Source organism: Streptomyces thermoviolaceus, from assembly GCF_045209695.1.
GTDB classification, from domain to species: domain Bacteria; phylum Actinomycetota; class Actinomycetes; order Streptomycetales; family Streptomycetaceae; genus Streptomyces; species Streptomyces thermoviolaceus.
Genome location: NZ_CP109280.1, coordinates 1,957,951 through 1,975,300 on the forward strand (window position 1 = coordinate 1,957,951; position 17,350 = coordinate 1,975,300).

Consider the following 17,350-nt stretch of genomic DNA (forward strand, 5'->3'; position numbering starts at 1 on the left):
GGGCACCGGCGGCTGCCCGGCGGCCGCAGTGCGCGGGTCACTCCGGCGCCTCCGGTGCGGCGTGGGCCGAGGCCCGGCCGAGCGTGCACAGGGCGTGCACCAGCAGGGCGAGGGCGCAGCTTCCGCAGGCGAGGGCCGGGACGCTGCCCGGTCCCCAGGCGGCGACCAGCCGGTCCACGGGGACGCCGAGCCCGTCGCAGCCGGGCAGGCGGGCGGTGAAGACGCTGGCCTGGGCCAGGGCCTCGGCCCAGGCCGCGGTGGCGAGGGCGACGGCCGCGGCACGGGCGAAGCCGTGGACCGTCAGCAGCCGGGCGAGCAGCAGCAGGGCGCCGAGGGTGAGGCCCTGCGCGTAGGCGGCGGGTTCGTGGAGGACCGCGCCGCCGGCGGCGAGCAGGGCGGCCAGGGTGCCCAGGCAGGCGGCGAGCGTGGTCAGGAGCAGGGGCCGTACGGTCGCGCCGAACTCCTTCAGGTCGCGGGCTGCCGTGAGCCGGTGCCGGGCCCGGACGGTGAAGCGGTGCGTGAGCCAGGCGGCCGGAGCGCAGGCCAGGGCGAGGGCCGGCAGCGGGACGGTGGCCAGGGGCCAGGGTCCGGCGGGGGTGCCGTCGGGCCATCCGTCGGGGCCGCCGTGGAGGGCGACGGTGAGCAGGCTGTCGCCGAGGGCGGCGTAGGCCAGGAGCCAGCAGGTCCGGCCGAGCAGGCGGGGCCGGCGGGTTCCGGCGTGCGGGTGTGCGGGCCGGCGGGGGATGCCGTGGCGCAGCAGGGCGCGCACGGCCAGGGCGGCGGCGAGCACTGCGGCGACCGCCGTGGCCGGGCGGGCGGGGCCCTGGGTCAGGCGCAGGCCGGCGACCGCGGCCGCGCACAGCAGGCCGGGCAGCAGGGCGAGGACGGCCGTGCGGAGGGAGGGCCGGGTGGACGGCGCGGCGGGTTCGAGGAGTGCGGGTTCGTCGGTCTCGCGGGGGACGCGGGCGTACATCTCCTCGGCGAGCGAGAAGACGTCGCGGTGGCGGAAGCGGGCGGCGGTGCGGGCGGTGACACCGTGCGCCTCCAGATGCGCGGCGATCTCCAGCGGGTCGACGGCTCGTGCGCACAGGTCGCGGTGGTGGTGCAGCAGCGCCTTGACGGGGTCGGCGGCGCCCCGCCGGGGTGCGGGGGTGTGCGGCCGGCCGAGGGCGGTGGCGGTCCGGTCGGGGCCGGTGGCGGCCCCGTCGGGGGCGGCCGCGGGCTGCCGGTCCGGTGCGGTGGGGCCGGCGGGCGGGCGGCCGTGCGAGGCGGGGAAGGTCATCGGGCGGCCTCCGTGCCGGGTGCGGGGGCCGGGACGCGGGCCGGGGAGGAGCGCCGGGCCCAGGCGGGGCCGCTGCGGGCAGCGGGGGCGCCGACGGGACGGGCGTCCGCGTCGGTCCAGTGGCCGGGGACCCGGGCCTCGGCGGGGGCGGCGAAGGGCAGCGGTGCGCCGGCCTCGTCGAGCCGGCCGCGGCGGATCGGGCTGTGGGCCACGATGTCGAGGTAGAGGCCGTGGAACGCGGCGATGTTCTGCTCGACGGTGAACAGCTCCAGGGCGCGTGCGCGGGCGGCCGCGCCCAGGCGTGCACGGCGCTCGGGGTCGCGCAGCAGTGTGGTGCAGGCCTCGGCGAGCGCCCGCGGGTTGCGCGGCGGGACGATCAGTCCGGTGCCGCCGATGACCTCGACGACCGCGCCCACGTCGGTGGAGACGGTCGCGCAGCCGCAGAGCATGGCCTCCACCAGGCCCAGCGGGAAGCCCTCGACGGCGCTCGACAGGACGACCACGGCGCCGGCCGCGTACGCCTCGGCGAGGGTCGGTGCCTCCGGCCCGCCGATCTCCTCGAAGGAGACGGGGTTGTCGCCGGCGGTGTGCGGGCTGTCGGCCTCGTCGGGGAAGAGCTGGGCGGCCAGGGCCCGGCAGTGGGACAGATAGGCGGCCGCGTCGGGACCGTGGCCCGTGCCGATGATCCGCAGCCGGGCCCGCGGGCGCTCGCGGTGCACCTCGGCGAAGGCGTGCAGCAGGGACACCAGGTCCTTGGCGGGCTCCACCCGGCCGACCCACACCAGGGTGTCCGGGTCGGCGGTCTGCGGTGCCTCGCCGGCCTCGGCGAACGGGGCGGCGTCCAGGCCGGGGTGGACGGTGCGCAGCCGGGCACGGTCCGCGCCGCAGCGTTCCTGCCAGCGGCGGGTGTGGGCGTTGCCGTGGGTGACGACGGCCGCCTGCCGGTAGATCTCGCGGGCGAGGGCGCGGTGGAAGGCTCCGATCAGGGCGCGGACGGCCGGGGCGGTGCCGTCGGTGCTCGTGGCCAGGTAGTGCGTGCGCAGGGGGACGGCGTACTCGGTGACGAGGAGGGGGACCCCGCAGGAGCGGTGGGCGAGGAGGCCGGGCAGGGCGGCGGCGCCGCCGGCCGTCGCGTGGGTGAGGTCGGCGGCGCCGAGGCCGTCGGCCTCGTGCCAGTCGAGCGCGAGGGGGCGCAGGGCGCGTTCCAGGTGTGCGGCGACCGCGAGCAGATCGGGCACGCGCGCCGTTCGCGCTGCTCGCAGGGCGCCGGGCGCGCGGCAGGCGCGTTCCAGTGTGCGCACCGCGTCCTCCGAGCGGAGCGCCGCCGCGAGGCCGCCTCCCTGGTCGCGGGCGAGGTCCGCGAGGCCGTACAGAGCGGTGGCGAAACGGTCCGCCTGGCCATCCGTCCCGCTCGCGTCCGGTCCGGCGGTGCGGTCGTGGTGGGGCTCCTGGTCCGCCGGCCGGTCCGGGTGGTCCGCCCCGGACAGCGCGGCCGCCAGCTCCCCGTAGTGCTCGGTGAAGCGCCGGCGGGCGCGCCGTCCGTACCGCGCGCCGTCGTCGTCGGCCGTCCACAGGGGTGCCGTGCGGACCCGGGCGACCTGGTCCGGCAGCGGCAGCCAGCCCTCGTCCTCCTGCTGTCTGCTGCGACTGAGGGCGTAGAGGTCGAACTCGTGCTGACCGAGCCCGCGCACGAGCCGTTCGCACCAGAGTCCGGCGTCACCGCCCGCATACGGGTAGCCGCCGTCCGTCACCAGCCCGATGCGCACGTGTGCACCTCCGCTCCCCTGCTCGTCCGCGTCCGGTGGCCGGCCGTCGGTGCACCGACGGCTCACAGCGGGACGAACGTATGCGGACGAAGCGGTGGCGCGACGGACGGTTGTCCATCGCGCCACCGGAAGGGGTGAACGGTCGTAACTTTCCCGTGCAACGCGCGTTTCGGCGCGCTATGGGCGGCCACGGTCCGGCTCCCGCGGCGGGGGCCGGTGCGCGCCGCAGGTCATCCTTCTTACGTCACCCTTCGGACGTCCCTTCGGGATACGGCCAGGGGTTGGCCAGGCAGTGGATGCCGTCGTGGTCGAGGAACTTGGTCTGCTGCTGCATCACCGGGGCGAGAGCGCCGTCCTTCCGGCACAGCTCGTGGTTGTGGCCGAGCCGGTGGCCCACCTCGTGGTTGATGAGCATCTGCCGGTAGGCGTAGATGTGGTCGCCGTAGGTCGTCGAGCCCTGCGCCCACCGGTAGGCGTTGATCATCACGCGCGGGGTGGCCGCCGAGTCGCAGGAGACGTTGTCCTCGGTGGTGTCCAGGCCCGATTTGGCGCACCAGTCCGCGGTGGTGCCCGGACTGGCGAGCGTGATCACGAAGTCGGGCGTGCCGGTGGAGATGCGCTCGAAGGTGCGGGCCCCGTCGTGCGCCCAGCTGCGGTCGTCGTTGAGGGTCTTCTGCACGGCGTCGGCGAAGAGCTTCCCGTCCAGGCCGAGGCCCTGCTCGACGTCGACGCGGTAGCGGTAGACGTGCCCGCCGCCGGGTGCCTTCGCGGAGCCGGGGACCGTGTCGAACGTGCCCGAGCCCTTGAACGTGGGGCTCATCTCGTACGTCCGGTTCATCTTCTGGGCGTACGTCAGCACCGGTGCGGCGGACGGCGACGAGGGTGCGCTCCGGGTCTGCCGTGCCTGCTCCGAGCCCGATTGGGCGTGCGCGCCGGAGTGTTCGTCGGTGACCTGCCCGGCGACGACGACGGCGAGCACGGTGGTGACGGCGGCGGCCGCGATGCCGGTGAAGGTGCGCCCCTTGCCGCCCTTGCCCGCGTCCCGCGCCCCGGCGTCGTCCGGCGGTGCGCCGTCGTCGGCGTCCTGTCCGGTGCCCCGTCCGGCGTCCGTGCCGGCGCCGCTGCCGTGCCGGCCGTCCGAGGAGGCCTCCGGGTGCGCGGCCGCGGCGGGCCGGGGCGCGAAGACGCTGTTCTCTCCGTCGAAGGCGTCGAGGTAGTCCTGCCGTGGGCCGGCCGGCTGCTGCCGCTGCTGGGGAACGGGCGGCGTCGCGGGCCCGGGGCCGGCGGCGGGGGCGCCGGCCGGGGCGGCGGGCCCGGCGCCCGCGGCGCCCGCCGGGCCGGGGACCGGCCTGCCCCAGCCGCCACCCGGTTCGTGCTGCTCGGGATGCCCGCCCCGGATCTGCGGGACACCGCCGGCGGGGGTGCCGTCGGGGGGACGCGGGACGCCGTGCGCGGGCGTGCCGTCCGGGAAACGCGGAACACCATGCGCGGGCGTGCCATCCGGGAAACGCGGAACACCGTGCGCGGGCGTGCCATCCGGGAAGCGTGGTGCCGTCGGTGCCGGGCCCGCGCCGGGATGCTGCGGGGCTGACGGCGGGACAGGTTCCGGGCGGTACGGGCCTGGTGGCGCGGTGCCGGGCGGAACAGCACCTGGGTGCCGTGGTCCTGACATTCCGTCCGGTCCGGGCCTGGGTCCGGGTGGTGGACCCGCGTGGAGTCCCGGCGCCGGTCCGGTCACCCGGGGGATGCCGCCGGGGGGTGTCGCGGCCGGTGCCGGCCCGGCCGGGGGCGTACGGAGCGGCCCGGGTGCGGCGCCCGGCGGTCGGTTGCCGGGCCACGGCCCGGCCGGCCCCTGACCGCCCGTTCCCCGACCGCCCGGCCGTGCGCCGGACGGTCCTGTGCCGTGGTTCTCTCCGTGGCCTGCCCGGCCCCGGCTGTCGTCTTCGGCTGCTGTCTCAGCTGTCTCCGCGGTCTCGCCCTTCGGGGCGGGTCCGCGGCGGCTGTGGCGTCCCACGCGCCTTCTCAGCCCCCCATGCTCTCGTCCATGCTCTCGTCCGATCCCCCGTCCTCGGCCCGCGGGCCCACCGTCTCGGCCAGCAGCTCCCGGAAGGCGGTGGCCACCGTCTCCGGGTACTCCATCATCGCCACGTGTCCCGCGTCCGGCAGGGTCAGCAGGCGCGCGTCACGGAAGGCACGGGCCGCGCGCTGCGCCATGCGGAAGCCCACGAGCTGGTCACGGCCACCGTAGACCAGCAGCGTGGGCGCGAGGACCCGTTCGGCCTGGCGCCACAGTCCGTGCTGCCCGCCCAGCGTGTACGCGTCCACGATCCCGCGCGCCGAGCGCGCCATCGCGTCCCAGAAGTATGGCAGTCGGAGCCGCCGCTCCATCTCCTGAACGGCGGCACGGAACCCCTCGGGCGTGACCCGCGACGGGTCTCCGTAACACAGCGCCAGCATGCCGCGCACCCGCTGCTCGGCCGTCCACTCACGGGTGAGCCGGGTGAACAGGGCCGCCACGCCGGGCACGGCGAGCAGCGCGGTCGGCACCGCGGTGCGCTGCACCCGCAGCTCGGGCAGCGCGGGCGACACCAGGGTCAGGGTCCGCACCAGGTCGGGGCGGAGGGCGGCGACCCGGGTGGAGATCGCGCCGCCCATGGAGTTGCCGACCAGATGAACCGGGTCGCCGCCACGGGCGTCCAGGTAGCGGATCACCGCGCGCGCGTGCGCGGTGACCGAGTAGTTGCCGTCGTCCGGCGGCGGCGAGTCGCCGAAGCCCGGCAGGTCGACCGCCTCGCTGTCGACGGTGTCGTCCAGCAGCGCCATCAGCGCGGACCAGTTCTGCGAGGAGCCGCCGAGCCCGTGCACGTACAGGGCGCGGGGCAGGCCCTCGCGCCGGGCGGGCCGGGAGCGCACCGCCAGGGTCATCCCCGGCAGCCGGACCGAGCGCAGCCGCTCCCCCTCCTCGACCCCGACGGGTGCCACCGTGGGAAGAACGTTGGCGGACGACACGGAGGGCAGCTCGGTCGAAGACATGCGGCAATGTTACGAGACGATCACGCACTGGTTCCTGTGTCCGCCGTCACAGGCCGCGTCCCCGGGAGTGTCGCCGGGACGGGGCGCCGGCCGCGGGGTTGTGGCGTCCGTATCGGGTGTCTCCTACGCTCGTACAGAGGGCACCCGGGGTAGCCCCCGCTGTTCGAGGGAGACCACGAGGACGTGCGCGGCGACGTGCACGGGAAGGGAGCCCGGCATGGCCTACGACCCCACCGATCCCGAGACGTTCGACGCCGAGACGCCTGCGGAGGAGGACGCCGCGGAGATCGACGTCGAGGCCCCGGAGGGCGACGCCGCCGAGCAGCAGGCCGATGTCGCACCGGACCACGACGACCCCCTGACCGACGTGGATCCCGCCCGCGGCAACGAGGCCGATCTGATCGAACAGGCGCGCGTGGTGTCCCTCGACGAGGACGACTACCGCTGAGCCGCGGACTCACGCACCGTGACCGGGCGGCTCACGGGCGTCTTCACCTGCCCGTCCGGGTTGCATGCGAAACCCCGACCAATGGTTTCATCACCGTCCGGTACGTGAAATTCTGCGCTCGCACCGCGCACAGTACGGTTACCGAAAAGTACGATGGCGGCGCGGCGCACAGCGCACAAGGACGACTTTGGGAGGCGGCGTGACAGCCATCGAGCAGACTGAGGCGGCACGCCCGCGAGGCACACGCCTGCCGCGCCGCGCCCGGCGGAACCAGCTGCTGGGCGCCGCTCAGGAGGTCTTCGTGGCGCAGGGGTACCACGCGGCCGCGATGGACGACATCGCCGAGCGCGCCGGCGTCAGCAAGCCCGTGCTCTACCAGCACTTCCCGGGCAAGCTCGACCTCTACCTCGCCCTGCTCGACCAGCACTGCGAGTCGCTCATCCAGTCCGTGCGCACCGCGCTGGCGTCGACCACCGACAACAAGCAGCGCGTGCGGGCGACGATGGACGCCTACTTCGCGTACGTCGAGGACGACGGCGGAGCCTTCCGGCTGGTCTTCGAGTCGGACCTGACGAACGAGCCGGCGGTGCGCGAGCGCGTCGACAAGGTCACCACGGAGTGCGCCGAGGCGATCTGCGACGTGATCGCCGAGGACACGGGCCTGTCGCGCGAGGAGTCCATGCTGCTCGCCTCCGGCCTGGGCGGGCTGGCCCAGGTGGTGGCCCGGTCCTGGCTGCACAGCGACCGCAAGGTCCCGCGCGACCAGGCGGTGCAGCTGCTGACGTCGCTGGCCTGGCGCGGCATCGCCGGCTTCCCGCTGCACGGCAGCGAGCAGCAGCACCGCTGAACCGGAACGCCGGGCCTCGTGGTGCTCCGACCGTCGGCCGCCGCCTTCGGGTCTCCCCCGGCGTATTCCCCCCGGCTGTTCGCTCGTGGCGTGGGACGGCAGCACCGTGCGCTTCCCCTCACCGGGCTAATGTGTGCTGGGTACGGCGCGGAAGGCCGCGCACTTCACTGACCGTCGGAGGGACATAGCCGTGGAGGTCAAGATCGGCGTGCAGCACGCGCCCCGCGAGATCGTTCTGGAGAGCGGTCAGAAGCCCGAGGAGGTCGAGCGGGCGGTGTCCGACGCGCTGACGGGCGCGGTCAAGCTGCTGACCCTCGAGGACGAGCACGGGCGCAAGGTGATGGTCCCGGCCGACCGTCTGGCGTACGTCGAGCTGGGCGAGCGGACGCCGCGCCGGGTGGGCTTCGGCGCGCTGTAGGTCCGCGCCGCGCCGGGCGGGCCGCATGTGCTCCAGGGCGGGGTGTCCTCGGCGGTGGCCGGGGGCACCCCGCCGTCGTGTTCCCGCGCTGCCGCCCCGCGCCGCATCGCCGGCTGCCCGAACAGCCCACAGGGAGGGTTGGATTCCGCAGGTCAGGGGTAAGACGGGTACGACCGTCCGGCACCGGCCGACCGCCTGGGGAGGCACTCGATGATTCTGGAAACGTCCGGCTCCGCCGTGCTCGGTCTGCTGCTCGGCTGGGCCGCGTTCCACCGCCTGTCCCACCGGCTGCCCTCGCGCCTGCTGGTGTTGTCGACGGCCGTGGCCGGTGCCCTGTTCGGCGCCTTCGTCACGCACGGCGCCCTGGACCCCGCCGGGGTCCTGCCGAGCCTGCTGGGTGCGGTGGTCGTCTCGGTCGCGTCCCTGTCGCTGCTGCTCCGCCCGGCGGCACGGCTGCGGCGGCGCTCCGCGCCGGCCTGATCCCCGGCGGCCGCGACCGCGTCGGGCCGGTCGTACGACCGATCGTCACCGGCCCCGACGCCGTCGCCGCCTCGCGGCCAGGTGCGCCGTCCCGGGACGGCACGCCTAGGCCGCCAGGCCCAGCGCCGCCATCCGCTTGGTGTGCGCCTCGGTGATCCGGGAGAACATCTTGCCGACCTCGGCCAGGTCGAAGCCGTCGGCCACTCCGCCGACCAGCATCGTCGACAGCGCGTCCCGTTCGGCCACCACCCGCTGCGACTGCGACAGCGCCTCGCCCATCAGCCGCCGCGCCCACAGCGCGAGCCGGCCGCCCACCCGCGGGTCGGCCTCGATCGCGGCGCGCACCTTCTCCACCGCGAACTCGGCGTGCCCGGTGTCCGCGAGGACGGCGAGGACCAGCTCACGGGTGTCGGAGTCCAGGCGGACGGCGACCTCCCGGTAGAAGTCGCTGGCGATCGAGTCGCCGACGTACGCCTTGACGAGCCCTTCCAGCCAGTCGGAGGGCGCCGTCTGCTTGTGGAAGCCGTCGAGCGCGGCGACGAACGGGTCCATCGCCTCCGTCGGCTCCACCCCGATCTCGGCGAGCCGGTCGCGCAGCTGCTCGAAGTGGTGGAACTCCGCCGACGCCATCTTCGCCAGCTCGGCCTTGTCCGCGAGGGTGGGCGCCAGCTTGGCGTCCTCCGCGAGCCGCTCGAACGCCGCCAGCTCGCCGTACGCGAGGGCTCCGAGCAGGTCCACGACCGCGGCACGGTACTGGGGGTCCGCGGCGGCCTCCGCCCAGTTCATGGCGGCGATCCCGGTGCGTGCGGGGGCGTCGGTGGCGTTCTCAGGCGTGTCAGGGCTGGTCATGCAGCGCACAATAGTCCGCGGCCCCGGCACCTCACCTGATCGTCCGGTGTGACGACGACTACGTGACCAAATCGGCCATCGCGTGTGCACGGATCCGGGGTATGGTGGTATTGCGCCTGATGGGTACGCCGACGCTCGACGTCTCCCGCAGGCGTACGTATGAGGATGCCCGGTCGGTGGCCCGATCGGCTCCGACCCGACAGACCTCCGCGGCCGTACGTCAGTGTACGTGCGACGACCGGAGGGACACCCTCAGCGGTACGAGCGCTAGAGCGTCGGCAGTGGTCCCGTGCCACAGGCCCGCCCGCGTGGGCGGCCTCCGTCCCCGGCACGGTCACGCGACACGACCCCCGCGCTCGCCTCGCACCGCGTACACAGAAGAGGCATGACGCTGACTACCACGTTCCGAGACCTGGGAATCCTCCCCGAAACCGCCGAGGCGCTGGAAGCCGTCGGCATCACCACCCCCTTCCCCATCCAGGAGATGACGCTGCCCGTGGCCCTGTCGGGCTCGGACGTCATCGGCCAGGCCAAGACCGGCACCGGCAAGACGCTCGGCTTCGGCCTTCCGCTTCTCGAGCGCGTCGTGGTCCCCGCCGACGTGCAGGCCGGGCGCGCCGCCCCCGAGGATCTCAGCGACGCCCCGCAGGCGCTGGTCGTCGTGCCCACGCGTGAGCTGTGCGTGCAGGTCACCAACGATCTGCTGACGGCCGGCAAGGTGCGCAACGTGCGGGTCGCCGCGATCTACGGCGGCCGTGCCTACGAGCCTCAGGTGGAGGCGCTGCAGAAGGGCGTCGACGTGGTCGTCGGCACCCCGGGCCGGCTGCTGGACCTGGCCGGGCAGAAGAAGCTCGACCTGCGGCACGTCAAGTGCCTGGTCCTGGACGAGGCCGACGAGATGCTCGACCTCGGCTTCCTGCCCGACATCGAGAAGATCATGGACATGCTGCCGGCCGAGCGGCAGACCATGCTGTTCTCGGCGACCATGCCGGGCGCGGTGATCGGTCTGGCCCGCCGCTACATGTCCCAGCCCACGCACATCCGCGCCACCGCGCCGGACGACGAGGGCGTGACGGTCGCCAACATCAAGCAGTTCGTGTACCGCGCGCACTCGCTGGACAAGCCGGAGATGATCGCCCGGATACTGCAGGCCGAGGGCCGCGGCCTGGCGATGATCTTCTGCCGGACCAAGCGCACCGCGGCCGACATCGCCGAGCAGCTCCAGCGTCGCGGCTTCGCCGCCGGCGCGGTCCACGGCGACCTCGGCCAGGGCGCCCGCGAGCAGGCGCTGCGCGCCTTCCGCAACGGCAAGGTCGACGTCCTGGTCTGCACCGACGTCGCCGCCCGCGGCATCGACGTCGAGGGCGTCACCCACGTCATCAACTACCAGTGCCCCGAGGACGAGAAGACCTACCTGCACCGCATCGGCCGTACCGGACGCGCCGGCGCGAAGGGTACGGCGATCACGCTCGTCGACTGGGACGACGTCCCGCGCTGGCAGCTGATCAACAAGACGCTGGAGCTGGACTTCCACGAGCCGGTGGAGACCTACTCCACCTCCCCGCACCTGTTCAGCGACCTGGGCATCCCCGAGGGCACCAAGGGCATCCTGCCCCGCTCGCAGCGCACCCGGGCCGGACTGGACGCGGAGGAGCTGGAGGACCTGGGCGAGACCGGCGGCCGCGGACGCGGCGGCCGGGGCGGACGCGACAGGAGCCGTTCGGCCGGCCGTGACCGCGAGCGCCCGGCGCGCACCCCGCGCCGCCGCCGGCGTACGCGCGGTGGCGCACCGGTGGACGCCGCCCCGGCCGCGGGCACGGCCGGCGAGGCCGCTTCGGCCGAGGCGACGGGCACGGACGAGCAGCCGCGGACCCGTACGCCGCGCCGCCGACGCCGTATGCGCGGTGGCGTCCCGGTTGAGGCGGCCGCTCCCGCACCGGCGGCTTCCGCACCGGCGCCGGAGGCGTCCCAGGAGGTGCCCGCGCCCCAGCCGGAGCCCGCGGAGCCCGCCGCGCCGTCCACGGCGTCCGCGACCGCGGTGGCGGAGGCGCCGGCCGCCGAGGCCGCGCCGGAGGCCCCCGCGAAGCCGCGCCGCCGCACCCGCAGGACGGCCGAGGCCGCCACCCCCGAGACGACGGCACCGGAAGCCGAGCAGGCACCCAAGCAGGAGACGGGCGCACCGGTCGCCGCCGACACGGCCGACGCCGTGGGGGCCGAGCCCAAGCGCACCCGCACGCGGAAGAAGGCAGCCGCCGCCCCCGCCACGGACACGGCCACGCCCGCCACCGAAGAGGCGGAGGCCAAGCCCAAGCGCACCCGCAAGAAGGCCGCCACCACCGCGCCCGCGGACACGGCGACCACGAAGGCCGCACCCGAGGCACCGGCAACCACCGACACCACCGACGCCACGGAAGCCAAGCCCAAGCGCACCCGCACCCGGAAGAAGGCAGCCGCCGCCCCCACCACGGACACGGCCACGCCCGCCACCGAGGAAGCGGAGGCCAAGCCCAAGCGCACCCGCAAGAAGGCCGCCACCACCGCGCCCGCGGACACGGCGACCACGAAGGCCGCACCCGAGGCACCGGCAACCACCGACACCACCGACGCCACGGAAGCCAAGCCCAAGCGCACCCGCACCCGGAAGAAGGCAGCCGCCGCCCCCACCACGGACACGGCCACGCCCGCCACCGAGGAAGCGGAGGCCAAGCCCAAGCGCACCCGCAAGAAGGCCACCACCACCGCGCCCGAGGCCGTGGACGCGGCGGACGGGGCGGAGGCGCCGACGGCGGAGGCCAAGCCGCGTCGCCGTACGCGCAAGGCCGCCGCCTCGGCCGCGGGAGCGGAGATTCCCGCGCAGGCCACCGGTGAGGCGGAGGACGGGACGAAGCCGAGGACGCGTCGTACCCGGAAGACGGCGGCCGCGGTGGAGTCCGCGGACGCCTGACCGACGCCCCGCGTAACGCCGCCGGCCCGGTGTCCCCCGTGGGACCGGGCCGGCGGCGTTTCAAAAGGGTGTTTCAAAAGGGTGCCGTGCGCCCTGCCGGCCGTACCCCCGGGCGTCTCGGCGTGTACCGGTCACGCTCGATAGCCTCGCGGTATGAGCCAGCCCCCGACCTTCGTCCCGCCCCCCGGAGCCCGTGCCTGTCGACTGCGCACCGCGCGCGGGGAGTTCGCCGTCGTGGACGCCCCCGCCGCGGCCGGCACCGTACCGCGTGGCATCGCACTGCTGCTGCCCGGCTACACCGGCAGCAAGGAGGACTTCAACCCGCTGCACGCCCCGCTGGCGGCCCGCGGTTACCGGACCGTCGCGGTGGACGGACGCGGACAGTTCGAGTCGGACGGACCGGCGGACGACGAGTCGGCGTACGCACAGGAGGAACTCGCCCGGGACGTTCTCGCGCAGGCCGAGGCGTTGGGCACCCGCGTCCATCTGGTGGGCCACAGTCTCGGCGGGCACATCGCGCGTGCGGCCGTGCTCCTGGACCGCTCCCCGTTCCGCTCGCTCACCCTGATGGCCTCCGGGCCTGCGGAGATCTCCGAGGCGCAGCAGGAGCGGGTGAAGCTGCTGCGGGACGCCCTCACGCTGATGACCATGGACCAGGTGTGGCAGGTCATGCAGGGCGCCGAGGCGCCGGAGGGGGCCGTCACCGGCGCCGGGCCGGGCGCGAGCGCCCCGGCGGTGGCCCGCCCGGAGGATCTGCGCCGCCGCTGGCTGGCCACCAAGCCCGCGCAGCTGCTGGCCACCGGACGCCAGTTGTGCGAGGAACCGGACCGGGTCGCGGACCTGGCCACCGTCCCGCTGCCGTTCCATGTGCTGTCGGGGGTGCGGGACGACATCTGGCCCGTACCACTGCTGGACGACATGGCCGTACGGCTCGGGGCCCGGCGCACGGTGATCGACGGCGCGGAGCACTCCCCCAACTGCGACCAGCCGCTCGCGACGGCCCGCGCCCTGGCCGACTTCTGGGACACCGTTCCCGCCGAGGACGACGGCGGAGCCTGAGGTGCCGGGCGGAGTGACCCGGTGTCGCCACCGCCCGCCACCGCCCGCCACCGCCCCGCGCCGGCCGCCGACGGCTCGCCCCGCACCGACCGCTGGTCGCGGCCCGGGGACCCCGGCTAGAGGTCGGCGCAGATGTGGCGGGCCTTCTCCAGAGCCTTCTTGCTCTCGGGACCGGAGTCGAACCGTGTGACGTAACCGTTGTAGGCCTGGATGAGGGACTGCTCGAGCGGCTTGTACGAGGCGTCGGTCGCCGCGGCGGCCTGGGCCAGGCTGACGGCGCCCTGGAAGCGGTGCAGCGCCTGCATGCGCTGGTCGTCGGACACACCGTCCCGGGCGGTGAGCAGTGATTCGTCCATGACGTCCAGTGCGCTGCACGCGCCGTGGGCGTCCGCTGCGGAGCTGCCCGTTCGCGGGCTGTCACCGGTCACTGCCCAGGCGGCGCCCACGCCTGCCGCGCCCACCAGCAGTCCGATCAGGAGGGCGATCGCCAGCGGGCCCCGGCTGCGGGCCGGCGCGGTGGGCGATGGGGTCGGAGGCGGTGGGACAGGAGCCCGGTACGGTTGCTGATCTTGCATGTGCACGACCGTATCGACGGTTCGGCCCCCGGGAAGAACCTCTCGGGCGGACCTTTCCGGCGGATCCCGTGGTCGGAGTGCGCACCTGCTCCGCCTCCTGACGGCCCGGTACGGCGACCGGAGGCCGCTCGCCGTGACCGTGTCGCGGGCGGCGGGCCCGAAGGCGTCGTCACCGACGAGCCAGGTGCACCCGCCCGGAGCTCGGCCGGTACGGGCCTGTGGCCTAGTACTGGGTCTGCAGATGCTCCCAGAAGCCGTCGCGCAGGGCGCGGCGCAGGTCGGCCTGGCCGCGCAGGGAGTACTGCAGCAGGGTCTCGGCCTCGACCAGCAGGTCCTGGTCCACGGAACCGGGCAGGTAGGGGTGGCCGGGGAGGAGTTCGATCAGGGTGTCCCGGCCGCGTTCGACGAGCCACTTGGCGGCTATCTGGGCCCCCACGAAGCGGACGTCGTCGCGGGTCGGCCGGGCACCGCCGGCCGCCGGCAGGGTCGCCGTGGTGCGGCGGGAGACGTAGGGCTTGAAGAAGTCCAGGTCCAGGGTGCGCTGGCTGTCGACCTCCCACAGCAGCGGCTCGGCCTGGTTGCGGCCCTCGGGGGACTCGATGCCCCACAGGTGGACCCGGGCGCCGTAGCCCTGGGCGGCCTCGACCGCCGACACCAGGTCCTCGTCGCCGCCCAGCAGGGCCGCGTCGCTGATCGCGCGGTGCCGGGCCAGCGACTCCAGGTCGCTGCGGATCAGCGAGTCCACGCCCTTCTGCTGGTTGTTGGCGTTGAGATTGCCCAGCCGGACCTTGACGTCGGGCAGCTCGGCGATGCCCTGCTGCTCGGCGGTGTGGATGCGGCGGCGGGCGCCGTCGTACCAGTACACGCGCAGCAGCCGGCTGTCGGCGAAGATCGTGCGGGCACGCTCGATGAGCGCCTCGATCAAGCCGCCGGCGTCCAGGTCGAAGGCGCGGCGGTCCTCCGTCCCGGCGACGAGCCGGCCCACGGCGGCGTACAGGTACCCGGCGTCGACGAAGATCGCGTGCGTCGAGGGGGTCTTGGCCACCTCGACGAGCATGCGCTCCAGCAGCTCGTTGGTGCGGTCGATGCGGGCGGCCAGCGCCGCGTGCTCCTCGTGCATGCCCTCGTTCATCGCCCTCCATTGTCCCGGCGGTCACGCTGTGAACACAACCGGTGCCGAACAGTCGATCGAGTCGCTCAGCCCCACCTGATTAGCTGGTCGAAAAATTTCCTTAGCGTAGGGAATGTTTCAGGTCGACACTGCGTTGAGGACTGTGGAACGCGGGACACCGACGCTCCCGCGCCTTCCTCGCCAGCAATTCTCCTCAGGAGGATGACCAGACGAAGGGAGCAGCCTGTGCGCTTCGAGATCACGCGCCTCGACCACGTGAACGGCACCACCGTCGACAGCACGGTCGTGGACGCCGCCTCCGTCGATCAGATCGTCCGGCAAGCCGCCGAGATCGGCCAGCGACTGTGGATCCGCCCGGCCGAGACCCCCGCTTCATGAGCCTCCGTCCGACCTCATAGCCCGCACCACGCCTCCGACACCGCCGGTCATCCACGGCATCCGGCGCCCGGTACCGCCGGGCACTCCGGCGCCCGCAGCATCCGGCGCGTCGCAGCGGCACGCACGACGCATGCACCAAGCCCCCGCACGGCTCTGTGCCGTACGGGGGCTTGCTGCATGGCTGCGGGGCGGGTCTCCGCGGCGCGCGCGGGAGAAGCGACGCGGAGGTGCTCAGGCCCCCTGGATCACCTGGGTGACGCCGTTGATGATCTGCTGCACGGCGATCGCGGAGAGCATCATGCCCGCCAGCCGGGTCACCAGCACCACGCCGCCGTCCTTGATCACCCGAATGATCAGCAGCGAGTAGCGCATCACCAGCCACAGCACCACATGGATGGCGAGGATCGCCGACCACACCGATATCTGCGCGGTGACGCTGTGGGCCTTCTGCACGGCGAGGATCACCGACACGATGGCACCCGGGCCGGCCAGCAGCGGCATGCCGAGCGGCACCAGCGCCACATTGACGTCCTTGGTGGCCTTGGGCTCCTCGTTCTTGCCGGTGAGCAGGTCGAGCGCGATGAGGAGCAGGAGCAGTCCACCGGCGATCATCAGCGCCGGGACGGAGACGTGCAGATAGTCGAGGATCTGGTGGCCGAGGACACCGAAGACGGCGATGACCCCGCCGGCCACGCAGACCGCCTGGACGGCCATGCGCCGCTGCACCTTCACGGGGCGCCCCGCGGTGAGCGCCAGGAAGATCGGCGTGATCCCCGGGGGATCCATGATGACAAAAAGGGTGACGAACAGAGAGCCGAAGACAGCGATGTCGAACATGCGTGTGGTACAGCCTTGCGAGAACGTGCGGATGGGAGGGTGAGGAAGGGTGTGAGCGTCCGCGGCGCGCCGTCCGGCCGTACAGGCCGACCCGGACCGTCCTGGCGTCGTCCGAGCCGTCCGGCCGCCCCTGGCCGGACTCCCGTCCTGACCGTCAGGCGCGGCGCGCACCGGCCGGGACGCGAGGCACGGCCGGTGGCGTCCGTCCCTGCCCGGACGGAGGACGCGGGCGTCCCGGGCGCGGTCAGGTCGTCAGGTCATCCGGAGGTCGTCAGGCCGTCCGGCCGGCCGGGTCTGCGGTGACCTGCGGGTGCACGGACGGGCACCGGACCACGGGTGGAGCGTGCGGGCCGCGGGCGAGCGGTCAGACGCCGCCGGTGCCGGGGACCGGGAACGCGCCGGTCGCCCGGCGGGTGATCTCCCCGTAGACCTCGGGGTCGGTGGTGCAGCCGCCGAGCGCGACGGTCTTGCGGCTGCCGTGGTAGTCGCTGGAGCCGGTGACCAGCAGCCCCAGGTCCTTGGCCAGGCCGCGCAGTCGCGCGCGGGTGTCGGCGTCGTGGTCCATGTGGTCGACCTCGATGCCGTCGAGGCCGGCGGCGGCCATCTCGGCGATCGCCGACTCGGGGACGGTGCGGCCGCGCTTGGCGGCGGCCGGGTGGGCGAAGACACAGACCCCGCCGGCGTTCTTGACCAGCTGGATGGCCTTGAAGGGGTCGGTCTCGTGCTTCTCGACGTACGCCCGGCCCCCGTCGGCGAGCCACTGGTCGGTGAAGGCGTCGCTCACGGTCTCGACGACGCCCAGTTCCACCAGGGCCGAGGCGATGTGCGGGCGGCCGACCGAGCCGTCGCCGGCGATCCGGGCGACCTGCTCCCAGGTGACCGGGACGCCCAGGTCGTTGAGCTTGGCGACGATGGCCTTGGCGCGCGGCACCCGGTCGTCACGCGTCAGTTCCCGCTCGGCGAGCAGGGCGGGCTCCTCCGGGTCGAAGAGGTAGGCCAGCAGGTGCATGCTGACGCCGCCGAGGCGGCAGGACAGCTCCGCACCGGGGACCAGGGTGAGCCCGGCGGGCAGCGCGGCGCGGGCCTCCGCGTGGCCGCGGGTGGTGTCGTGGTCGGTCAGCGCGACCACGTCGAGTCCGGCAGCGGCGGCCTTGCGCACCAGTTCGGCCGGGGTGTCCGTGCCGTCGGAGGCGGTGGAGTGGGTGTGCAGATCGATGCGCACGCGCAGCCTCCTTCAGTGACGGTCGGACGAGACACCCTGAAGGATAACGGCTGGTGGCGGCACCCTTGTCACAGACGGTC

At 74.3% G+C, this 17,350-nt stretch carries 16 protein-coding genes; 7 read left to right on the top strand and 9 right to left on the bottom strand.

Going from position 1 to position 17,350, the window contains the following annotated elements:
• Positions 1 to 37 precede the first annotated feature (37 nt).
• The 4 genes from OG899_RS08435 to OG899_RS08450 form a co-directional block, all read right to left on the bottom strand.
• Entirely contained in the window at positions 38 to 1,282 is a 1,245-nt protein-coding gene (locus OG899_RS08435; protein WP_406310969.1) for a hypothetical protein, read from the bottom strand.
• Complete coding sequence (locus OG899_RS08440; protein ID WP_406310970.1) at positions 1,279 to 3,048, bottom strand: DUF3492 domain-containing protein; 1,770 nt, start codon at positions 3,046 to 3,048, stop codon at positions 1,279 to 1,281. The genes OG899_RS08435 and OG899_RS08440 overlap by 4 nt, the downstream gene beginning before the upstream one ends.
• A gap of 244 nt (positions 3,049 to 3,292) precedes the next feature.
• Positions 3,293 to 4,720: a DUF3152 domain-containing protein gene (locus OG899_RS08445; protein ID WP_406310971.1), complete on the bottom strand. Its 1,428-nt coding sequence runs from the start codon at positions 4,718 to 4,720 to the stop codon at positions 3,293 to 3,295.
• 350 nt (positions 4,721 to 5,070) lie between these two features.
• A complete protein-coding gene (locus tag OG899_RS08450) occupies positions 5,071 to 6,081 on the bottom strand; it encodes an alpha/beta fold hydrolase (RefSeq protein WP_125500765.1) in 1,011 nt (336 codons plus the stop codon).
• Positions 6,082 to 6,298: 217 nt separating this feature from the next.
• On the opposite strand from OG899_RS08450, the gene OG899_RS08455 reads away from it, so the two are divergent.
• The 4 genes from OG899_RS08455 to OG899_RS08470 all read left to right on the top strand — a co-directional run bounded on the left by OG899_RS08455 (position 6,299) and on the right by OG899_RS08470 (position 8,274).
• A complete protein-coding gene (locus OG899_RS08455) occupies positions 6,299 to 6,529 on the top strand; it encodes a hypothetical protein (protein WP_125500766.1) in 231 nt (76 codons plus the stop codon).
• Positions 6,530 to 6,728: 199 nt separating this feature from the next.
• Complete coding sequence (locus OG899_RS08460; protein ID WP_125500767.1) at positions 6,729 to 7,376, top strand: TetR/AcrR family transcriptional regulator; 648 nt, start codon at positions 6,729 to 6,731, stop codon at positions 7,374 to 7,376.
• A gap of 190 nt (positions 7,377 to 7,566) precedes the next feature.
• Entirely contained in the window at positions 7,567 to 7,794 is a 228-nt protein-coding gene (locus tag OG899_RS08465) for a DUF3107 domain-containing protein (protein WP_185868009.1), read from the top strand.
• 210 nt (positions 7,795 to 8,004) lie between these two features.
• On the top strand, positions 8,005 to 8,274 hold the full coding sequence (locus tag OG899_RS08470) for a hypothetical protein (RefSeq protein ID WP_125500769.1): 270 nt from the start codon (positions 8,005 to 8,007) through the stop codon (positions 8,272 to 8,274).
• 105 nt (positions 8,275 to 8,379) lie between these two features.
• Here OG899_RS08470 and OG899_RS08475 read toward each other — a convergent pair whose 3' ends face one another.
• On the bottom strand, positions 8,380 to 9,123 hold the full coding sequence (locus OG899_RS08475; RefSeq protein WP_185867792.1) for a ferritin-like fold-containing protein: 744 nt from the start codon (positions 9,121 to 9,123) through the stop codon (positions 8,380 to 8,382).
• Between the two features lie 385 nt (positions 9,124 to 9,508).
• Here OG899_RS08475 and OG899_RS08480 point away from each other — a divergent pair, with 385 nt between their 5' ends.
• Both OG899_RS08480 and OG899_RS08485 read left to right on the top strand, forming a co-directional pair.
• Positions 9,509 to 12,067, top strand: a complete 2,559-nt coding sequence (locus tag OG899_RS08480) for a DEAD/DEAH box helicase (protein WP_406310972.1) — start codon at positions 9,509 to 9,511, stop codon at positions 12,065 to 12,067.
• Between the two features lie 153 nt (positions 12,068 to 12,220).
• Complete coding sequence (locus tag OG899_RS08485) at positions 12,221 to 13,126, top strand: alpha/beta fold hydrolase (RefSeq protein WP_125496658.1); 906 nt, start codon at positions 12,221 to 12,223, stop codon at positions 13,124 to 13,126.
• Positions 13,127 to 13,242: 116 nt separating this feature from the next.
• Here OG899_RS08485 and OG899_RS08490 read toward each other — a convergent pair whose 3' ends face one another.
• The gene (locus OG899_RS08490) at positions 13,243 to 13,482 is read right to left on the bottom strand and encodes a hypothetical protein (protein ID WP_125496657.1); all 240 of its coding nucleotides are present in this window, start codon (positions 13,480 to 13,482) and stop codon (positions 13,243 to 13,245) included.
• A 442-nt stretch (positions 13,483 to 13,924) separates the two neighbouring features.
• Positions 13,925 to 14,821 carry an NYN domain-containing protein gene (locus OG899_RS08495; protein ID WP_406311190.1) on the bottom strand — a complete coding sequence of 299 codons (897 nt, stop codon included), beginning with the start codon at positions 14,819 to 14,821 and terminating at the stop codon, positions 13,925 to 13,927.
• A gap of 213 nt (positions 14,822 to 15,034) precedes the next feature.
• Here OG899_RS08495 and OG899_RS08500 point away from each other — a divergent pair, with 213 nt between their 5' ends.
• The gene (locus OG899_RS08500; protein ID WP_185867794.1) at positions 15,035 to 15,211 is read left to right on the top strand and encodes a hypothetical protein; all 177 of its coding nucleotides are present in this window, start codon (positions 15,035 to 15,037) and stop codon (positions 15,209 to 15,211) included.
• Positions 15,212 to 15,442: 231 nt separating this feature from the next.
• Here the strand turns inward: OG899_RS08500 and OG899_RS08505 are convergent, their stop codons facing one another.
• Both OG899_RS08505 and OG899_RS08510 read right to left on the bottom strand, forming a co-directional pair.
• Complete coding sequence (locus tag OG899_RS08505; RefSeq protein ID WP_125496656.1) at positions 15,443 to 16,048, bottom strand: MarC family protein; 606 nt, start codon at positions 16,046 to 16,048, stop codon at positions 15,443 to 15,445.
• A gap of 364 nt (positions 16,049 to 16,412) precedes the next feature.
• Positions 16,413 to 17,270, bottom strand: coding sequence for a PHP domain-containing protein (locus OG899_RS08510; protein WP_125496655.1), 858 nt, complete (start codon positions 17,268 to 17,270; stop codon positions 16,413 to 16,415).
• Positions 17,271 to 17,350 lie beyond the last annotated feature (80 nt).

What these genes read in the sequence shown, in the direction of transcription:
- OG899_RS08435 (WP_406310969.1), bottom strand. Translation starts at nt 1,282, where the DNA reads ATGACCTTCCCCGCCTCGCACGGCCGCCCGCCCGCCGGCCCCACCGCA.
- OG899_RS08445 (WP_406310971.1), bottom strand. Translation starts at nt 4,720, where the DNA reads ATGTCAGGACCACGGCACCCAGGTGCTGTTCCGCCCGGCACCGCGCCA.
- OG899_RS08450 (WP_125500765.1), bottom strand. Translation starts at nt 6,081, where the DNA reads ATGTCTTCGACCGAGCTGCCCTCCGTGTCGTCCGCCAACGTTCTTCCC.
- OG899_RS08455 (WP_125500766.1), top strand. Translation starts at nt 6,299, where the DNA reads ATGGCCTACGACCCCACCGATCCCGAGACGTTCGACGCCGAGACGCCT.
- OG899_RS08470 (WP_125500769.1), top strand. Translation starts at nt 8,005, where the DNA reads ATGATTCTGGAAACGTCCGGCTCCGCCGTGCTCGGTCTGCTGCTCGGC.
- OG899_RS08475 (WP_185867792.1), bottom strand. Translation starts at nt 9,123, where the DNA reads ATGACCAGCCCTGACACGCCTGAGAACGCCACCGACGCCCCCGCACGC.
- OG899_RS08480 (WP_406310972.1), top strand. Translation starts at nt 9,509, where the DNA reads ATGACGCTGACTACCACGTTCCGAGACCTGGGAATCCTCCCCGAAACC.
- OG899_RS08485 (WP_125496658.1), top strand. Translation starts at nt 12,221, where the DNA reads ATGAGCCAGCCCCCGACCTTCGTCCCGCCCCCCGGAGCCCGTGCCTGT.
- OG899_RS08490 (WP_125496657.1), bottom strand. Translation starts at nt 13,482, where the DNA reads ATGGACGAATCACTGCTCACCGCCCGGGACGGTGTGTCCGACGACCAG.
- OG899_RS08495 (WP_406311190.1), bottom strand. Translation starts at nt 14,821, where the DNA reads ATGCACGAGGAGCACGCGGCGCTGGCCGCCCGCATCGACCGCACCAAC.
- OG899_RS08500 (WP_185867794.1), top strand. Translation starts at nt 15,035, where the DNA reads ATGACCAGACGAAGGGAGCAGCCTGTGCGCTTCGAGATCACGCGCCTC.
- OG899_RS08505 (WP_125496656.1), bottom strand. Translation starts at nt 16,048, where the DNA reads ATGTTCGACATCGCTGTCTTCGGCTCTCTGTTCGTCACCCTTTTTGTC.